Raw genomic sequence first — 18,174 nt, 5'->3', positions numbered from 1 at the left:
CATGAGCGAGATGAAGGACAGGAGCGAGGAGGCGGCCGGGGGCCTCGCGGTGCGCGTGAGACTGCCGCTGCGCCGCCTGTGGGCCCGGCTGGCGGATGCCGCCCACCGGGGGAGGGCGATGCCCGCGTCCCTCGCGGTGGCGACCGTCCTGACGACGGCGCTGTCCGGCCTGCTGACGTACGAGGTGTACGAGCAGCGCGTCGAGGAACAGCGGCGCCTGGCCATCCTGGCCGCGGCGCGCCAGTCCGCATTGAACTTCACTTCGCTCGACCACCGGCACTACGCACGGGACAGCGCGAACGTGCTGAAGGGCGCCACCGGTGAATTCCGGGAGCAGTTCGCGGCGCAGACCGCCGAGCTGACCAAGCTGGTCGCCGCGAACAAGTCGGTCTCCGAGGGGCAGGTGCTGGAAGCGGGCATCGTCCGGGCCGACGAACGGACCGCCAGGGTCCTGGTGGTCGCCGACAGCAAGGTGACCAACGTTGCCGCGCCCGAGGGGCAGGCCCGCACCTACCGGCTGCAGCTCGATCTCGTGCTCGAGAACGGTCGCTGGCTGACGTCCGATGTCGAGTTCGTCGGCTGAGCGCGCCTCTCTCCTCGTCCCTTCGCCCCCCTCGTCCCCTCGTCCCTCTACCCCTGCACCCACCACCCCGTACCTCCAGAGAGGAGAACCCCCGTGGCGAACACGAGCACCCGAGGTCGTGGCGTCAGCTCTCCCGCCCGCCGCTCCATGACCGCGGCCGCCCGGGCGGCGGCCAAGCGCGCCCATCGCCCTGAAGCGGGTGAGAACGCCCCAGCGAACAGCGTGGACGAGGTCACGGTGGTGGCCGGACGCACCCTGCGCGCCGAGGAGCCGAAGCCGGGCACGAAGGGGGCGGAGCCGGACTGGGAGGCGCCCGACTGGGAGGAGCCCGACCCGGAGGAGACGGACCCGGGCGGCCCGGCCCCGGACGAGCCGGATTCGCACGAGCCAGGGCCGCGCGGCGGGCGGCGTCGCGTGGTGAGCGCCGTGCTCGCCGTCCTGGCCCTGGTGGCCCTGATCGCGAGCGTCGTGCTCGTCGCGGAGTACACGGACGCCCGGCAGACGGACCAGGCGCGGCGCGAGGCGCTCGCCGCCGCGCAGAAGGCGGCGCCGGTCGTCCTGTCGTACGACCACAGGCGTCTGGACCGGGACTTCGCCGCCGCGCGCGCCCATCTCACCGGGGCCTTCCGCGACGAGTACGGAAGGACGACGGCGAAGGTGGTGGCACCGACCGCAAAGAAGTACCAGGGCGTGGTCGAGGCGACGGTGGCGAGGCCCCCGGGTGGTGGCGCCCCCGCGGCGTCCGTGGTGTCGGCGTCGCCCGACCGGGCCGTCGTCCTGCTGTTCGTCAACCAGGTGACCCGGAGCACCCAGGTCGCGGGGCCCCGCGTCGATCTGAACCGGGTGCGGATGACCCTCACGCGCACCTCGGACGGCTGGAAGGTGAGTGGCGTCGACGCGCTGTAGCGGTGGCTGGCCCGTACCCCTGCCGGGGCGCCCCCAGGGCGCCTCAGCAGGGGTCTTTTGTGCTCGCTTTCGTGGTCTCTCTTGACAGCCTCCCCCGCTCCAGGCAATCTTCCATTAAGCAGAAACTAACTTCCGCAATACGGAAGGAGCGCACAGCCCTCATGGGATACACGGACCAGCGCTTCGATGTGAACCTGTCGATCCTCTTCACGGAACTCCCGCTCCTGGAGCGCCCCGCGGCCGCCGCCGCGGCGGGCTTCGCCGCGGTCGAGCTGTGGTGGCCCTGGATCGAGACCCCCACGCCCGACCGGAGCGAGCTGGACGCCCTGAAGAGGGCCCTGGCGGATGCCGGCACCCAGCTGGTGGGACTGAACTTCTACGCGGGGCGGCTGCCGGGACCCGACCGCGGCGCTCTCTCCGTGCCCGGTGAGGAGTCGGACCGCTTCCGCGCCAACATCGACGTCGCCGCGGACTTCGCCGCATCGGTGGGCTGCAAGGCGCTCAACGCGCTGTACGGCAACCGCGTCGAGGGCGTCGACCCCGCCGTCCAGGACGAGCTCGCCCTGGAGAACCTGATCACGGCGGCCCGCGCGGCCGACCGGGTCGGGGCGATCCTCCTGATCGAGACCCTCAACAAGCCGGAGTCCCCGCTCTACCCACTGGTGAGCGCTCCGTCCGCGATCGAGGTCGTGGACAAGGTGAACGCGGCGACGGGCTTCGGGAACGCGAAATTCCTTCTCGACATCTACCACCTGTCGATGAACGGCGAGGACGTCGGCCAGGTCATCACGGAGTACGCCGACAGGACCGGCCACGTGCAGATCGCCGACAACCCGGGCCGCGGCGCGCCGGGCACCGGCTCGCTCCCGCTGGAGCAGCTCCTCGACGAGCTGAAGAAGGCCGGTTACGACGGCTGGGTCGGCCTGGAGTACAAGGCCGGCGACCGCCCGAGCGCCGAATCCTTCGGCTGGCTGCCGGCCGAGGCCCGCGCGGCCCGCTGACTTCTTCCCGTACCACCAGTTTCGAGAGGCACCCTCACCATGAGCAATCTCGCTGATTCCTCCCAGCCCACCCGCCCTGCGATTGCGTGGATCGGCCTCGGCATCATGGGCTCCCCCATGTCCGAGAACCTGATCAAGGCGGGCTACTCCGTCACCGGCTACACGCTGGAGCAGGACAAGCTGGACCGCCTGACCGCCGCCGGCGGCACCGCCGCGTCCTCGATCGCCGAGGCGGTCGAGGACGCGGACGTCGTCATCACGATGGTGCCCGCATCGCCGCAGGTCGAGGCGGTCTCGTACGGTCCCGACGGCATCCTGGAGAACGCGAGGCAGGGCGCGCTGCTGATCGACATGTCCTCGATCACCCCGCAGACCTCGGTCGACCTGGCGAAGAACGCCGCCGAGAAGGGCATCCGCGTCCTCGACGCCCCGGTGTCCGGCGGCGAGGCCGGCGCCATCGAGGCCGTCCTGTCGATCATGGTGGGTGGCGAGCAGGAGGTCTTCGACGAGGCCCTCCCGATCCTCGAGGCGCTGGGCAGGACCATCGTCCTGTGCGGCCCGCACGGCTCCGGCCAGACGGTGAAGGCCGCGAACCAGCTGATCGTCGCCGTCAACATCCAGGCGTGTGCGGAGGCCGTCGTCTTCCTCGAGAAGTCCGGGGTGAACCTCAAGGCCGCCCTGGAGGTATTGGGCGGCGGCCTGGCCGGCTCCACCGTCCTGACCCGCAAGAAGGACAACTTCCTGAACCGGGACTTCAAGCCGGGCTTCCGCATCGACCTGCACCACAAGGACATGGGCATCGTCACCGACGCCGCCCGCAACGTCGGTGCCGCGCTGCCGGTCGGCGCCGTGGTGGCCCAACTGGTCGCCTCCCTGCGCACGCAGGGCGACGGTGGCCTGGACCACTCGGCCCTGCTGCGCGCCGTCGAGCGCCTCTCGGGCCTGCCGGTGGCCTGAGTCCGGCAGGACTCCGCAAGGAGCCCGCAGGGCTCCGCACCGAGGGCCCGCAGGCCCTCCCCCGACATCCGGGCCGTGGCTGCGCTGACACCTGTCCTGTCGCGCCCAAGTGCAGCCACGGCCCGGATTCATCACCTTAATTTCAACAAACTGTTGACGTTTTCGCCGGGGCGAATTTACGCTCCAGGCACTCCCCCTGGCTATCGCCGGGGGCGCCCCCAGGCAGCCCCTTGCACGGAAGGTCAACCCAGCACCTCGCCCACTTCCACGCCGCCGACCGGGACTACGGCAAGCGCGTCGAGGAAGCGGTCCGCGCTCTGCGCGAGGACTGAGCGGCGCACTCGGCACCCCGAGACCGCGTACGGGAGCCGACTGGGAGGTCTTCCTCCCGTACGCCGTCCGAACCGCCGGCCCGGATGAGGGGTGGCCGGCGGCAAGGACAGAGCGAGGACCGCGGCGGCGGCGAGCCGGTGCGGTGGTACGGGCGGCACGGCCCCCTTCCTGACCTGAAGGAAGGCCAGGCCGGAAGCCCATCGCCCCGTCGCGGTCCCCATCCCTCACCGGCGCCGTCCGTCGCGTCCGGGCCGGGGACGATCAAAGGCTCCGCCCGGCGGCGCGAACGTTCCGTCGCGCCGGCCTCGCACCGTCGGGCGGCAACAACTCCACAGCCCTCACGGCTCCATGACTTCACAGCTCTGCGGCCCTGCAGAGCCAACAGCCAGGGTTCACAGTGCGGTATACGGTCCCGCACTGCGTTCCCGAGCGATCGGCCGGTGACCTGCGCACAGAGGTCACCGGCCGGTCGTGTTCCTCACTTTGGGACCATCACGGGAACAAGGCTGGTGACATTTATGCCTATTGTCTGATCACGGCGAGCATCATGGCGTCAGGCCGACGAGTGGCGGTCCGATCGGTTCGACGGTCGCGGTTCAGCGGAGCGGTTCAAGGAGCTCGTCGAGGCCACCGAGGGGTCCGGCCCTGCGGTTGGGTTCGCGGGCGCCGCTTTGCCGGGCCCGAGGCGCAGAACGGTGCCATGCCGTTCGTGGAGTGGGGCGAACGGTACGTCGACCGGCTCACGGGCATTGAGGAGCGGACTCGATCCGGCTGACGGAGGTCCATTCATGGCCTTCGACGTCCAGGGTTGGGTGCGCTCACGCCGACCGGCGGTCGCGGGCTGCTGAGCCCTTCCGGCCTATCCGGCGTGCGTCTCGTCGTGCGTGGTCGCCGAGGACATGAGTCGGTCCGCCTCCGCGGGTGTCGCGCCGGGCGGTACGACCAGCAGATCGCAGCGCCCGACGCCGTAGGAGAGCAGGCGGATCGCACTCGGGCTCTCCCCCGCGTCGGAGCGGTTGATGTGGACCGTGCGGTCGGCGAGGGTCAGCCTGCCGAGCCCGGTGCGCCACAGAGGCCGGCTCACCGTGATCCTGCTGACGTTCGGCCACCGCTCGTCCAACGCCGCCAGCAGATCCGGCAGTTCGCGGGCGAGGTCATGAGAGCGGGGCCACCACGCGCCGTCCAGCCTGTACGGCCCGCTGCCCGGGGGCAGCAGTTCCAGCCTGATGGGCAGCGATTGATCGTGATTCACGATGACTCTGTTTCTGAGGCGGGGTGCGTGCTGTGTGATCATGCTCTTGGCATGTCCCTGCCGTCGTACCCAAGAACGACGCCGGCATGGCAGCAGACGTGCGAGGTGCTCTCAGTGACCACCACTCTACTCGGCCGGACCGGAGCGGAGCGGACCGGAGCGGAGCGGAGCGGACCGGAGCGGACCGGAGCGGACCGTTCAACCGATTTGCGGGCGTAGACTCGCGCAGCATCGAGCCGCCGAAGCGAATTCTGCCGTGCTCGGATTTCTTTCACGTCCTGCGCGATCCCCGACAGTCGGGTGCCTGACTCCAGGTACCGGACAGCCAGGTCCATGGTCATCACCGCGGCCTTCCGGCCCACCGTAAACCGGCGTACCGGAACTCCGCTTCCGAGGGGACAGCTTTGAAACTGAACGAACTGCTGGACGGGTATGCGCACCAGGTGCTTCAGGGCGCCATCGGAACGCGGATCAGCGGAGGAATACACTTCGACGCCCACCGCATGACCCGTGGCTCGCTGTACATCGCGGTACCGGGCCACCGCGAAGGCGGCCCCGACGGAATCACGCGTGCCGTGGAATTCGGAGCGGTGGCGGTCCTGGTGGAAGGCGCGGGCGGCATCGTCCCGGATGGGGTGTGCGTCGTAGGCGTACCGGACGTCCGGGTGGTGGCCTCGGCGGTCGCCGCCCGCTACTACGGCGAGCCCGGTCGGGCCATGGACATGGTGGCGATCACCGGCACCAACGGAAAGACCTCGGTGTCGTACATGGTCGAGTCGGTCCTGCGGATCGCCGAGGGCGCGAAGGTCGGGGTCATCGGGACGGCCGGCAGCCGCATCGGCGACGACCCGGTGCCGATGCCGCACTCGGTCCTGACCACGCCGGAGTCGCCGGACCTGCAGTACCTGCTCGGTCACATGCGCGACCGCCGCACGGGCAGTGTCGTGCTGGAGGCCACCTCGATGGCGCTGCTGACCCACCGCGTGGACGACGCCCACATCGACGTCGGCGTATTCACCAACCTGACCCAGGATCACCTGGACGACCACGGCACGATGGAGAACTACCGGAACGCAAAACTGCGGCTCTTCCAGGGCCTGTGCCGCCACGCCGTCGTCAACGCCGACGACCCGGTGAGCGCCTGGATCCAGCGCCTGATGCCGGGGGCCGGGGCGGTCACCACGTACGCCCTGGACACCGACGCCGACGTGGACTACCGGGCGACCGACCTCTCCATGGACGCCACCGGCAGCCGGTTCACGCTCCACCACCAGGGGCGTACGTACCCTGCCTCCATCCCCGTCCCCGGACGGTTCTCGGTGTCCAACGCCCTCGCCACGGTCGCCGCCTGCCACGCCCTCGGCCACGACCTGGGCGCCCTCGTCGCCGCCCTGCGGCTGATGCCGCCGGTCCCCGGCCGGTTCGAGCGCCACGTGACCCCGCTCGGCACCTCCGTGATCGTGGATTACGCCCACTCCCCGGACTCGCTGGAGAAGGTCCTGACCGCGATCGGCGGCTTCGCCACCGCCCGCGTCATCACCGTCTTCGGCTGCGGCGGCGACCGCGACACCACCAAGCGCGCAGCCATGGGAGAGATCGCCGGCCGGCTCTCCGACCTCTGCGTCCTCACCTCCGACAACCCCCGCACCGAGGATCCCGGAGCGATCCTCGACCAGATCATCCCCGGCATCACCCCGACCGGCACCCCGTTCGAGCGGATCCCCGACCGGAGTCAGGCCATCCGCTTCGCCCTCGCCGCCGCCGGACCCGACGACGTGGTCCTCGTCGCGGGGAAGGGCAGCGAGCCGCACCAGATCATCGGTGAGGAGCTGCTTCCCTTCAGCGACATGGCCGTCGTACGGCAGCTCTCCGACGAGCTGTCCCTGGCACAGTCCGGGGCTGCTGATGCCACCCCCCGCTGACCGGCTCCTCGCTGACGGCGTCCACGCAGGGCCGCGGTCCCGCCCGAGGGAGAGGCCGGTGCCGCCGCTCTGCGCAACTGCGCTCGGGCCTGGTCCACTTCGAAAAGGGAACTGCTGCATGTCGAGGAGCCTCTCGGCCCGGTGAAGGTAGCCGGCTGTCTTGTACAGGCCGCAGTCGCCGCGGCGGAGAAGAGGGCAACCGCACCCGAGGGCGAGCGGGGTCGGAGACCCCGTGTTCCCAGGCATCGCGGTCCGGACCCGGGAGGCAACCTGCCAGGTCCTGAGAAGGGCTGCACCCATGGGAACAGCAACCGCGAATCGCAGGCTGGGAGTGGCACCGACTGGTATGGAACCAGCCTCGAATCCGCTGGTCAGCGGCGTTGTCCCAGGTCAAGACCGAATCAAGAATCTGGTTACCGTCCTGCCCATCGTTCCCGAGCGATCGGCCGTGACCTGTGCACAGTGGTCACCGGCCGGTCGTGTTCCCAGTTCCGGGAACACCACGGGACAGTTCGGGGGACACGCCGAGGGGGGCACGGACGAGCGTCCGGATGACCTCGTCGCGGGACGCCCGGTGACATTCCTCGGCTGGTGAGCGGACCGCCGCAGGATCCGGGGCTCAACGCCCCGCGGGGGCGGGGATACCGAGCACACGGTCGCGCAGGACGGGCAGTTCTGAGCGGATCCGGGCGACTTCGGCCATGTCGACGTCGGCCGTCACGGTCTGCTCGCGGTCGCGCGCTTCGGCCACCACGGTTCCCCAGGGGTCGACGACCATGCTGTGCCCGGCCTGCTGGACACCCCCGTGTGCTCCCGCGGCGTCACAGGCCAGGAGGAACACCTGCTCTTCCACAGCGCGCGCACGGACCAGGAGCTGCAGATGCGCGAGCCGGGCCGCGGGCCATGCGGCCGGCACCACGATCAGTTCCGCCCCGGCGTCGAGCAGCCCCCTGAAGAGCTCCGGGAAGCGGAGGTCGTAGCAGATGGCAAGGCCCAGCCCGCCGAATTCCGTGGGGACGGTGACGATGTCGCTGCCCCCGCCCATGGCAACGGCCTCGCCGGTGTCGAATCCGTACCGATGGATCTTCCGGTAGTGACCGCGCAGGCTTCCCTCCCGGTCGAAGAGGAGAGCGGTGTTGTACATCGTCCCGTCCCCGTCCTGCTCGACGATCGACCCGGCGTGGAGCCACACGCCGGCCGCGCGGGCGGCAGCGGACATCACTTCGGCCGTAGGGCCGTCCAAGCCCTCGGCGTCGCGCTCCCAGTCGTCGTAGGCCCACGCTCCGGCCGTCCAGAGTTCCGGCAGTACGACGAGGTCGTCACCGGCCCGGCCACGGACCGTCGCGGCTGCCCTGAGGCGGCGGTCCCCGGCGGATTCGGCCGAGTCGACGGACATCTGCAGGAGCGAGACACGCATCGTTCTCTCCTCTCGGCGGTCACCGCAGGGACCGGCCGGGCCCGAAGGTCCCTCGCCACCAGGGTAGGAGCCGAGCGGACACGGCGGACACCCGACAGGGGCCTCCCCTCCGACGGTCCGTGTCGCCCCAGGTCCGAGCGGTTTCGCGGCGGTCACAGCCGGTACAGACGCGCACACACGGTGGATTCCGCGGACGCGCGGCTCATCGCGGCGGCCCTGGTGCCGTGCCGTCCGCACCCGGACTCGCACGACCCTGGGGATGTCCGTGGCTCCGGGCTCTGTCCGCGGCGGCGGTGACGGCCGGTCCGGCGGTGGTCGCTCAACAAGAGCGCACCCTCATTGAGTTATCAGCCATTTCGCTCAATTAAGGGTGCATTATGGCAAACCGGACCCACCGCCCGTTCCTCAAGCGCCCGGCAGCTCTCGTAGGGAGTTCAGCTTGCATCCGCACGTCCACCGGCCATCGATCGTCATGGCGGCCGCGCTCGTCGCCCTCGCCCTCGCGTCCGGATGCGCGACGGAGTCCCGACGGGGCCCGCACGCCCATTCCGCCCCGTCATCGACGCCCCCGTCCAGCGTGTCGCCGTCACCGGCCCTCACCGCGCAGGCAACCTCCGACCTGCGCGACCCGGCAGAGGTCGTGAGCAGGAACGGCCTGCTCAGAACGACGCTCGTCGTCGAGCGGAAGAAGGTGCCTCTGGCGGGGCGCGATGTGTGGGCACTCACCTACAACGGCCTCTACATGCCGCCGACACTGCGGTTGCGGCCGGGCGACCGCATGGAGATCACCTTCAAGAACGAGCTGGACAACCAGACGAACCTGCATGTGCACGGCATGCACGTCTCCCCCAGCGGCAATTCCGACAACGTCTTCCTCGCGATCGAGCCCGGGAAGACGTTCGAGTACTCCTACACCTTCCCCAACAGCCTGGAGCCGGGGACGTACTGGTACCACCCACATCCGCACACGGCCTCGGCCGCCCAGACCGCCGGCGGCATGTCGGGCATCATCGTGGTCGACGGGCTCGACACGTACCTGCCCGCCTCGCTGCGCGGCATCACCGAACACGTCATCGCGCTCAAGGACTTCCAGCTCGTCGGCGACCGGATCAAGACCCAGGACCTCAAGATGGGGGCACCGACCACGCGCACCGTGAACGGTCAGCTCAATCCGCGCATCCGGATCCGGCCCGGCGAGACCCAGCTGTGGCGGCTCGCGAACATCGGGGCGAACATCTTCTACAAAGTGGCCCTGCCGGGCAGTACGTTCCATGTCGTCGCCCGGGACGGCTACCCGGTGAACGAGGTCTACGCGGCCGACACCCTCGTCATCCCGGCCGGCGCCCGCTACGACGTGCTCGTGCAGGGCCCCGAGGCGGGCGTGACAGAACTCCAGACCCTGCCGTACGACACCGGCAAGGCCGGCAACCAGTTCCCCCGGGCCACGCTCGCCACGGTCCTGTCCGCGGGCGAACCCACGCGGCCGGCGGCCCTGCCCACCTCCTTCGCCCCGGTGGACGACCTGGCGAAGGAACCCGTCGCGGGCCGCAAGACGATCGTCTTCACGGAGAACGCGGACGGCACGCTCTTCTACATCAACGGGAGGCAATTCGACCACAGCCGCGTCGACTTCCGGGTCAAGCTCAACACGACCGAGGAATGGACCATCAAGAACGACAGCGACGAGGTGCACTCGTTCCACGTGCACTCCAACGACTTCCAGGTGACGAGCGTGAACGGCAAGCCGCAGATCAACCGCGGCTTCCAGGACACCGTGGACGTGCCCCCGCGCGGGAACATCGTCATCCGGTCCCGGTTCCTCGACTACCCGGGCAAGACTGTCCTCCACTGCCACATCCTCAACCACGAGGACGCGGGCATGATGGCGGTGCTCCAGATCGACGAATAGCAACGCCCGGACCCATCGGGGTCCGGCCCACACGGGCCGCCGGTCGCCGACGACGTGCCTCGGGCACCGGTTCCGGGCGCACGCCCCGGACCGGTCCCCGCGCTCCTCGCCGAGGAGGACCGGCCGCTGTCAGGCGCTCCCCGGCGGCGCCGGGGTCCGCGAAGCCCGCCCGCTCCCCGGGCCGTTGGCGGCCCGTCTCCGAGTGGGCCACAGCCTCATCACCGCGGCGCACGCCTGTGGCTGCTCGACCGGAGTGCAGCACCCGGCGTCCTCGATGGGGCCGGCGAGGCCGAGGGGATGGACCGGGACGGGTACCGGGCCTCGTCCTCGGTGACGATGCGGTCCTGGCGCCCGTGGATCATCGGCTTGTCGGCACCGACAGGGGGCACGACCGGCTCGGTCCAGTACTCGGTGTCGCCCGGTCAGCGAATCTGCGGCGGGTCCTTCGGGCGTAGTCCGCCACAGCCCTTGATGGCCTACGGATCGGAACAGTCCGAGGTGCCCGGGCGTCCTGCCCGGGCCACGGCCACGGCAACCGCCAGGTACGGCAGCGCGAGCAGGGCGAAGACGACGCCGTGCGACGCGTGGCCCGAGAGCGCCGCGTACGCCCCGTAGACCACGAGCGTGCCGGCGCCCGTGCCGAGGCCGGCGAGGGAGGTCACGGTGGCGCGGCTCGGGCCCGTGATCGACTCCTGGAGACGGGCGTCGGCCAGGATGTCCGCCAACTGGAGCACCAGGAAACCGAAGCCGACAAGGACGAACCCGGCCGCCCTTCCCGACAGCGCACCGGCTGCCAGCGCACCCTCCGCGACGGCGACGGCCGCGCCGAGGCCCCGGGCCGACAGGCGCTCTCCCGGTCCGACGAGCAGCGAGCCGACGGTCACCCCGATCCAGACGACCAGAACCAGCAACGGGACGGTCGCCGTGCCGACGCCGGTGGCGGCTGCCAGCAGCGGTACGTACTCGTCGAGCGCGCCCCAGACGGAGGTCAGCACGATGGACAGCATCAGCGCGCGCCGCACGGGGCGTCTGCCCCGCACCTCCGCGAGGCCTGCCCGCAGGGTTGCCGCGTACGCCCCGCGACCGGAGGTCACGGCAGCGGGCGCGCGATGCTCGGGCAGCCTCGCACCGACCGCCGCACACAGCAGGCACGCGACGACGCTCGCCGCACCGAGCAGACCGTGACCGCCCAACGCGAAGGCGGGGGCAGCCGCCGCGGTCGCCGTCGCCGTCGCGACCATGCTCACCGCGGCGGCCCGCCCCATGACGCGGGCGTACCGCGATGCCGCGCCGAGCCGTTCGAGCTCGTCGTGCACCAGTGCTTCCATGGCGCCGGAACGCAGCGCGCCCCCGACGCCCCACAGCACGAACCCGGCGGCGAAGGCCACGTACGACGGGGTCAGGACCCACAGCGCGAATCCGGCCGCCGACAGCAGCGGTCCGGCGGTCACCATCAGGCGGCGGGACACGGCATCGGCCCAGACGCCCGAGGGAACTTCCAGCACCAGCCCGGTGAGGGACCAGAGGGAGAAGAGGAGGGAGATCTCGGCGGTGCTCAGCCCGTGCTCGGCGAACAGCAGCGCGTAGACGGGATAGAGCAGAACGAAATCCTCAAACCCCGCGTAGGCATAGAGCTTTCGCTCGATCCGGCGCACACCGGGGTGAGGTGGGGATGGGCATGACGAAGAGGTGAGCATCGATCGTGGTCCTTGTGCGGAGCGGACGGGGACGCCGGGTGCTCACCCGCGCGGCGGCCCGCGACAGCCCGTTCCGGGACCGGCGGTCGTGGATCAATGTCGTCGTCGGCTCATGCGATCGAGTCTGGCACACGATGCGATGATCAGGCTCGCCTTCAGTCCTCCCCGCGGCCCCGCAGGCCTCTTGGCGCCGCGCACGGCAGATGGGGCCGCGTTCGCACATGGGGCCGCCTTCGCACGCCGACACGATCCACTCTTCGCCGCCCGGCGGAGCAGGTCTCCTCGCCACGGACACCGTATGCCGGGTCGAGGCGCCGAAGGCGACCGGATCGGGACGCAGCTGGGCGACCCCCGGGCCGGGCGGTCGCTCAGGCGAACTCGCCCGCACCGTGACGGCCGACGTGCTGCGGGCTTTCGTGTACGGACCTGCCGGGAGTGCGACGGCCGCGCGGGACGGCGTGAATGACCACTGCAAGGGGGCGACGCGCCCATCAGTGCCTAAAGCAGACTCCTCGCCGCCTGCCCGTTAAGATCATATACATCCCAATTATGTGCCTCTCGGGGGTGTGTGATGCGCCGTATCACTGTCGGGCTGACGCTGTTGGCCGGCCTGGCCGCCTGGCCGTGGTTCGGTGCGCAGGCCGAATCGGCTGTCGGCCCGCGCGGCCGGGACGACAGCCGCGGCACGAACATCCTGATCGTCGGAATCGACAGCCGTGCCGACATCTCACCTGCCGAGAAACGGCGCCTCCATGTGGGCGGCGAGGGGTGCGACTGCACCGACGTGATGATGCTCGTACACCTCTCCGAGGACCACGGTCGCGCAAGCATCGTCTCCCTCCCCCGGGACAGCTACGTCGAGTACGCCCAGCCGGACGGCACCACCACCCCGGCCAAACACGCCAAGATCAACGGCGCCTTCAAGATCGGTCGTGGGCCCCTGGCCGTCCGGACGGTCGAGAAGGCCACAGGCCTGCACATCGACCACTACCTCGAAACCGGATTCACCGGCTTCGAGCAAGCCGTCAACGATCTGGGCGGTGCGACCGTGTGCACGGACAAGCCGCTCGAGGACGAGAATTCCGGACTCGACATCACCGCGGGCACCCATCACCTCGACGGGAACGGAGCTCTGCGCTACGCCCGGGCCCGGCACCTCAACCCCCCGGGCGACCTCGGCCGGGTCCGCCGCCAACAGCGCATGCTGGCCGACATGCTCGCCCGCCTGACCGCCCAAGGGGCACTGGCCGATCCCGTGAGCGCGGCACGCACAGCTCACCAACTGCTCACGTCCGTACGCGCCGACGAACGGACCGGCTTGACCGACCTCGTACGCATCGGCTGGGCACTGGGCCGGCTACCGGCGGACCGGACGGAGTTCGCCACCGTGCCGATCACCCACTTCGACCACCGCGTGCCCGGCGTCGGTTCCACCCTGCTCTGGCACGAGGCCCGCGCCGATGCCCTGTGGGACGCCCTTCGATCGGACCGCCCCATCACCGGGGACACCCGCATCCTGCCCGTGCCCGAGACACGCGCCGAGACCAACCCCGCCGGAATCACGGTACGAGTCGACGACGCCACCGTCGCCAAGGCCCTTGAGCGCAACAAGTTCGTCGTGACGGACACCTCCGCATCCGCCCCGGCGGTGCGACCCGCCGGCCCCCCTGCCATCACCTACCCGGCCGGACGAGAAGCGGATGCGGCCACCCTGGCCGCCGCCCTGCCCGGAGCGCGCCTGCAGGCGGTCGCCCGGCAGGACGCCCTCTTCGACGTCGCCGTCGGCTCCGAGCCCGTCGTGGTGAAGACGGTCACCTACGACCGGAACGTCGCCGAAGGCGCCCCCGTCACCGCAGACCACCTTCGCTGTACCGGGTCGACGCTCCGCCACGAGAGCCGGCACCGCTGACGCAGCGGGGGCCTCCAACTGCGCGGGATCCGAGGCCGGATCCGGAAGCCACCACCTCGGCACTCCGGCTCGCGGCTCGCGGCTCGCCCTGGCACTCGGTCCGGCCGGTCGAGCCATGCCGGCGAGTTGCTCCCAGACCCCGTCCGGGAGGTGGTGGAAGGCGGTCGCCTCGATTCCCCCTTCGGCCGGGCGCCACACACCGGCGACGTACCCGTCGACCAGCAGTGTCGGCAGCACGTCACCGTCCCTGCGCGTGACGAGCGCGCGGTACGCGGAGGGGATGACACGGCCGCGGTCGGAGTAGGCCGGCAGGATGCTGTCCCACATGGCCATCAGCCGGGGCGGTGCCGGTGTGTCCTCGTCCGGGCGCGGTGCGCCTGGGACGTCGAACCGGTCCTCGCCCTTCGGTCCGTCCAGCCGCTCGACGTCACCGTCCAGAGCCTCGTGCTTCCCGCACGGCCCTCGCCGACCGTACGCAACGATAAGCCCATGGAAGATCTGGTGCAGTTCCTCCGCGACCGCCTTGCCGAGGACGAGTACGAGGCCATGGTCGCCGTCCAGCGCGCCCCCGGACCCTGGCGGGGCACGAGCCTGGACGAGGCGCCTGCCGAGGGCGGCGGCCTGGTCGACGCGAACGACGACGGGATCGCGTTGGTTCATGACAGGTACCTCCGCCTCTACATGGCCCGTCGCGACCCGGCACGCGACCTGCGTGAAGTCCGGGCGAGGCAGCGGATCGTGGAGCGGTGCGCGCACTGGGATCGCGTAGTCGCCACGAACTCCGTCGACGCGCTGAGCGACTTCGAGAAAGGCGAACGCACCGCCTGGCTCCACGCCTGCTTCGCGCTCGCCCTGCCGTACGCCGGCCACCCCGCCTACCGCGAGGAATGGCGGGAGGAATCGCGGCCATAGCCACTTCGCGCAGAGGGGTTACGTTCCGGCCAGCAGCAGGCTTAATCTCAGCCACCCGGCAAAGGCCCTCTCTGCCCAAGGCCCCACTGCCGCGGTGGCGCAGCGCACTCCCCGAACGCACCGCTGCGCCCGCCCCGAGGCCCCGCTCGAACCGCTCTGGCGGGGCCTCCTCGCGTGCACGCGGGCCACGACCGCCCCCGGAGCACTCTTGCGCGGCGCCTCAGCGCACCACAAGGTACCTGCCGGGCTTCTCGAGCTTCGCGAAAGCGGCTTTCGCCTGCTCGTCCCGCTCCGGCACAGCCACCGCCGGGCCGGACGGCGCGGCAGGACCTCCGCGAGGCCCGCATCCGCCACGGGGTCGCGGGCCGGAAATAGTACCGACGGCCACTTGGTTGCACCGAAATGCGTCATGGAGTCGCATTAGAGCCGGGACGACACACCGGGAGGGCAGACCCATGAAGATCGGCATCATCGGCGCGGGCAACATCGGCGGAAACCTCACGCGGCGGCTGACCGCTCTCGGGCACGACGTGTCCGTCGCCAACTCACGCGGCCCGCACACGCTCACCGCGCTCGCGGAGGAGACCGGCGCCACCCCGGTCGCCGCGGCCGAGGCGGCGCGCGGCGCCCAGGTCGTGGTGGTGACCGTACCGCTGAAGAGCGTGCGCAATCTGCCGTCCGGCCTGCTCGACGAGGCAGCCGCGGGCGTCGCCGTGATCGACACCGGCAACTACTACCCGAAGGAGCGCGACGGAAAGCTCGCGGGTATCGAGGACCAAGGGCTGACCGAGAGCCGCTGGACCGAGCAGCAGATCGGCCATTCGGTCATCAAGGCGTTCAACGGTACGTACGCCCAGGACATCGTCGAAAGGGCGCGCCCCAAGGGCGATCCCGAGCGCATGGCACTGCCCGTGGCCGGTGACGACGAGGCCGCCAAGAAGGTCGTGCGCGACCTGATCGACGAACTCGGCTTCGACACCGTGGACTCGGGCGGTATCGACGGGTCCTGGCGCCAGCAGCCCGGCACCCCCGTGTACGGGCTGCGCGCCGGCGTCGAAGAGGTCACCAAGGCCCTGGCCGACGCGTCCCCAGAACGGACGGCGGCGTTCCGCGCGTAGACGTTTCGTACGCAGGCGTTTCGTACGCAGACGTTTCGCGCGCAGGCGTTTCGCGGGTAAGCGCTCGGGCCCAGCCTGCGGGATCCGCCTTACGGATCCCAGGGCCTGATCCTGCAGACGGCCTCGGCCTCGGCTCCCGCTCGCCGGACGACGACGCCTGCTCCCGCGCACGCAGCGGCGAAGAGGGCCTCATCGCGCGAAGCGGCCCCCGCCCCGGCAGGTCCCCGGGCGCGGGGGCCGTCCCTCCCCCGTCGGCAGCCGCCCCGTCAGGTGAGCGGCAGGATCGCGGTGGGCGCGTGGCCCGGCTCGGTGGCGAGCTCCTCGAACTCGGAGATGTCGCTGATGTCCATCGTCCTGCTCATGGAGATGTTGGTGATCCGCTCCAGGATCGCCTCGACGACGATCGGGACCCGGTACTCGGCTGCGAGCTTCTTGGCCTCCTCGAAGGCCGGGAGCAGCTGGTCCGGCTCGGTGACGCGGATGGCCTTGCAGCCGAGGCCTTCGGCGACCTTGACGTGGTCGACGCCGTAGACGCCCAGCTCCGGTGCGTTGATGTTCTCGAACTCCAGGTTGACCTGGAAGTTGATGTCGAGGCCGATCTGGGCCTGGCGGATCAGGCCCAGGTAGGAGTTGTTCACGAGAACGTGGACGTACGGGATGCGGTGCTGGGCACCGACCGCCAGTTCCTCGATCATGAACTGGAAGTCGTAGTCGCCGGAGAGCGCGACGACCTGGGCCTCCGGGTCGGCGGTGGCGACGCCGAGCGCGGCCGGGATGGTCCAGCCGAGCGGGCCCGCCTGGCCGCAGTTGATCCAGTGGCGCGGCCTGTAGACGTGCAGCATCTGCGCGCCGGCGATCTGGGAGAGGCCGATGGTGGTGACGTAACGCGTCTCCGGGCCGAAGGCCTTGTTCATCTCCTCGTACACGCGCTGCGGCTTCAGCGGGACATTGTCGAAGTGTGTGCGGCGGTGCAGCGTGGCCTTGCGCTCCTGCGTGGAGGCGATCCACTCGGTGCGGTCGGGCAGCCTGCCCGCGGCCTTCAGCTCCTTGGCGACCTCGACGAAGAGCTCCAGCGCGGCCTTGGCGTCCGAGGCGATGCCGTAGTCAGGGGCGAAGATCTTGCCGATCTGGGTGGGCTCGATGTCCACGTGGACGAACTTGCGGCCCTTGGTGTAGACGTCCAGCTTGTAGCCGGTGTGGCGGTTGGCCCAGCGGTTGCCGATACCGAGGACGAAGTCGGAATCGAGGAAGTTCGCGTTGCCGTAGCGGTGCGAGGTCTGGACGCCGACCATGCCGGCGTTCAGCCCATGGTCGTCCGGCAGCGTGCCCCAGCCCATCAGGGTCGGGATGACGGGGGTGCCGGTGATCTCGGCGAACTCGACCAGCAGGTCGCAGGCGTCGGCGCTGATGATGCCGCCGCCGGCGACGATCACCGGGCGCTCGGACTCCAGCAGGAAGGAGATCGCCTTCTCGATCTGGGGGCGGGTCGCGGACGGCTTGTAGACGGGCAGGGGCTCGTACGTCTCGGGGTCGAACTCGATCTCGGTCTGCTGGACGTCGATCGGCAGGTCGATGAGGACCGGGCCGGGACGGCCGGAGCGCATCAGGTGGAAGGCCTGCTGGAAGACGCCGGGGACCTGCGCGGCCTCGAGGACGGTGGTGGCGGCCTTGGTGACCGGCTTGGCGATCGAGGCGATGTCGACAGCCTGGAAGTCCTCTTTGTGGATCACGCTGGTCGGCGCCTGGCCGGTGATGCACAGGATCGGGATCGAGTCACCGATCGCGGAGTACAGGCCGGTGATCATGTCGGTGCCGGCGGGGCCGGACGTACCGATGCAGACGCCGATGTTTCCGGGCTCGGTCCGGGTGTACCCCTCGGCCATGTGCGAGGCGCCCTCGACATGGCGGGCGAGGGTGTGGTCGATGCCGCCACCCTCCTTGAGGGCCTTGTAGAAGGGGTTGATCGCCGCGCCCGGCACACCGAACGCGTGGGTGACGCCTTCGCGCTTGAGGATCTCAACTGCCGCTCGGGCGGCGGTCATACGAGGCATGGGGTGCTCCTGCTTCGGCCTGGCGGATCGGGCTCTGTCGCGCCACCTGAGAGCATCGATTCCGAGTTGATTTCCGGTATGCGGAAGTTTAGTTCTGCTATACGGAAGCAATCTAAGGTGCACGGTCGGCGCCGTCAAGGGAGAGCGGCCCGCACCCGGACGAGGGATGGCCGAAGTCCCTCCCCAAGGGGTCGCGGGTGGTGGACG

At 70.3% G+C, this 18,174-nt stretch carries 13 protein-coding genes and 1 pseudogene; 9 read left to right on the top strand and 5 right to left on the bottom strand.

The features are described 5' to 3' along the window. Nucleotide 1 precedes the first annotated feature (1 nt). The 4 genes from ABT078_RS01160 (at nt 2) to ABT078_RS01145 (ending at nt 3,447) form a co-directional block, all read left to right on the top strand. On the top strand, nt 2–583 hold the full coding sequence (locus ABT078_RS01160) for an Rv1363c family protein (RefSeq protein ID WP_502981124.1): 582 nt from the start codon (nt 2–4) through the stop codon (nt 581–583). 93 nt (nt 584–676) lie between these two features. Further along, a complete protein-coding gene (locus ABT078_RS01155) occupies nt 677–1,489 on the top strand; it encodes an Rv1363c family protein (RefSeq protein ID WP_351222463.1) in 813 nt (270 codons plus the stop codon). 161 nt (nt 1,490–1,650) lie between these two features. Further along, nucleotides 1,651–2,490 (top strand): TIM barrel protein, encoded by an 840-nt coding sequence (locus tag ABT078_RS01150; RefSeq protein WP_351222461.1) that lies wholly within the window; start codon nt 1,651–1,653, stop codon nt 2,488–2,490. A gap of 39 nt (nt 2,491–2,529) precedes the next feature. Then, nucleotides 2,530–3,447 carry a 2-hydroxy-3-oxopropionate reductase gene (locus ABT078_RS01145; protein ID WP_351222459.1) on the top strand — a complete coding sequence of 306 codons (918 nt, stop codon included), beginning with the start codon at nt 2,530–2,532 and terminating at the stop codon, nt 3,445–3,447. A gap of 1,192 nt (nt 3,448–4,639) precedes the next feature. Here ABT078_RS01145 and ABT078_RS01140 read toward each other — a convergent pair. Next, on the bottom strand, nt 4,640–5,032 hold the full coding sequence (locus ABT078_RS01140; RefSeq protein ID WP_351222458.1) for a DUF5994 family protein: 393 nt from the start codon (nt 5,030–5,032) through the stop codon (nt 4,640–4,642). A gap of 404 nt (nt 5,033–5,436) precedes the next feature. On the opposite strand from ABT078_RS01140, the gene ABT078_RS01135 reads away from it, so the two are divergent. Further along, entirely contained in the window at nt 5,437–6,954 is a 1,518-nt protein-coding gene (locus ABT078_RS01135; RefSeq protein WP_351222456.1) for a UDP-N-acetylmuramoyl-L-alanyl-D-glutamate--2,6-diaminopimelate ligase, read from the top strand. Between the two features lie 619 nt (nt 6,955–7,573). Here the strand turns inward: ABT078_RS01135 and ABT078_RS01130 are convergent. After that, complete coding sequence (locus ABT078_RS01130; RefSeq protein ID WP_351222454.1) at nt 7,574–8,371, bottom strand: carbon-nitrogen family hydrolase; 798 nt, start codon at nt 8,369–8,371, stop codon at nt 7,574–7,576. A 439-nt stretch (nt 8,372–8,810) separates the two neighbouring features. Here ABT078_RS01130 and ABT078_RS01125 point away from each other — a divergent pair, with 439 nt between their 5' ends. Next, on the top strand, nt 8,811–10,280 hold the full coding sequence (locus ABT078_RS01125; RefSeq protein WP_351222452.1) for a multicopper oxidase family protein: 1,470 nt from the start codon (nt 8,811–8,813) through the stop codon (nt 10,278–10,280). Nucleotides 10,281–10,756: 476 nt separating this feature from the next. On the opposite strand, the gene ABT078_RS01120 is transcribed toward ABT078_RS01125, so the two are convergent. Continuing rightward, nucleotides 10,757–11,977, bottom strand: a complete 1,221-nt coding sequence (locus ABT078_RS01120; RefSeq protein ID WP_351222450.1) for an MFS transporter — start codon at nt 11,975–11,977, stop codon at nt 10,757–10,759. Between the two features lie 571 nt (nt 11,978–12,548). Between ABT078_RS01120 and ABT078_RS01115 the strand changes: the two genes are divergently transcribed. Beyond that, the gene (locus ABT078_RS01115) at nt 12,549–13,886 is read left to right on the top strand and encodes an LCP family protein (protein ID WP_351222448.1); all 1,338 of its coding nucleotides are present in this window, start codon (nt 12,549–12,551) and stop codon (nt 13,884–13,886) included. Between the two features lie 39 nt (nt 13,887–13,925). Here ABT078_RS01115 and ABT078_RS01110 read toward each other — a convergent pair. Continuing rightward, a pseudogene (locus tag ABT078_RS01110) lies at nt 13,926–14,324 on the bottom strand (DNA glycosylase AlkZ-like family protein); the annotation flags it as partial. Between the two features lie 51 nt (nt 14,325–14,375). Here ABT078_RS01110 and ABT078_RS01105 point away from each other — a divergent pair. Next, nucleotides 14,376–14,798, top strand: a complete 423-nt coding sequence (locus ABT078_RS01105) for a DUF6221 family protein (protein ID WP_351222446.1) — start codon at nt 14,376–14,378, stop codon at nt 14,796–14,798. Beyond that, a complete protein-coding gene (locus tag ABT078_RS01100; protein ID WP_351222444.1) occupies nt 14,774–15,916 on the top strand; it encodes an NADPH-dependent F420 reductase in 1,143 nt (380 codons plus the stop codon). Before ABT078_RS01105 ends, ABT078_RS01100 begins: the two co-directional genes overlap by 25 nt. Before the next feature lie 266 nt (nt 15,917–16,182). On the opposite strand, the gene gcl is transcribed toward ABT078_RS01100, so the two are convergent. Next, nucleotides 16,183–17,967 carry a glyoxylate carboligase gene (gcl, locus tag ABT078_RS01095; RefSeq protein ID WP_351222442.1) on the bottom strand — a complete coding sequence of 595 codons (1,785 nt, stop codon included), beginning with the start codon at nt 17,965–17,967 and terminating at the stop codon, nt 16,183–16,185. Between the last annotated feature and the right edge of the window lie 207 nt (nt 17,968–18,174).

This window comes from Streptomyces sp. NPDC002133 (assembly GCF_040296405.1).
GTDB lineage: Bacteria > Actinomycetota > Actinomycetes > Streptomycetales > Streptomycetaceae > Streptomyces.
Note: the sequence above shows the minus strand (reverse complement) of the source record. Positions and strands in the feature narration are given on the sequence as shown.

Bases quoted from the DNA above. Each gene is read 5' to 3' on its own strand.
- ABT078_RS01160 (WP_502981124.1), top strand. From the start codon at position 2: ATGAGCGAGATGAAGGACAGGAGCGAGGAGGCGGCCGGGGGCCTCGCG.
- ABT078_RS01150 (WP_351222461.1), top strand. From the start codon at position 1,651: ATGGGATACACGGACCAGCGCTTCGATGTGAACCTGTCGATCCTCTTC.
- ABT078_RS01145 (WP_351222459.1), top strand. From the start codon at position 2,530: ATGAGCAATCTCGCTGATTCCTCCCAGCCCACCCGCCCTGCGATTGCG.
- ABT078_RS01130 (WP_351222454.1), bottom strand. From the start codon at position 8,371: ATGCGTGTCTCGCTCCTGCAGATGTCCGTCGACTCGGCCGAATCCGCC.
- ABT078_RS01120 (WP_351222450.1), bottom strand. From the start codon at position 11,977: ATGCTCACCTCTTCGTCATGCCCATCCCCACCTCACCCCGGTGTGCGC.
- ABT078_RS01115 (WP_351222448.1), top strand. From the start codon at position 12,549: ATGCGCCGTATCACTGTCGGGCTGACGCTGTTGGCCGGCCTGGCCGCC.
- ABT078_RS01105 (WP_351222446.1), top strand. From the start codon at position 14,376: ATGGAAGATCTGGTGCAGTTCCTCCGCGACCGCCTTGCCGAGGACGAG.
- ABT078_RS01100 (WP_351222444.1), top strand. From the start codon at position 14,774: ATGGCGGGAGGAATCGCGGCCATAGCCACTTCGCGCAGAGGGGTTACG.
- gcl (WP_351222442.1), bottom strand. From the start codon at position 17,967: ATGCCTCGTATGACCGCCGCCCGAGCGGCAGTTGAGATCCTCAAGCGC.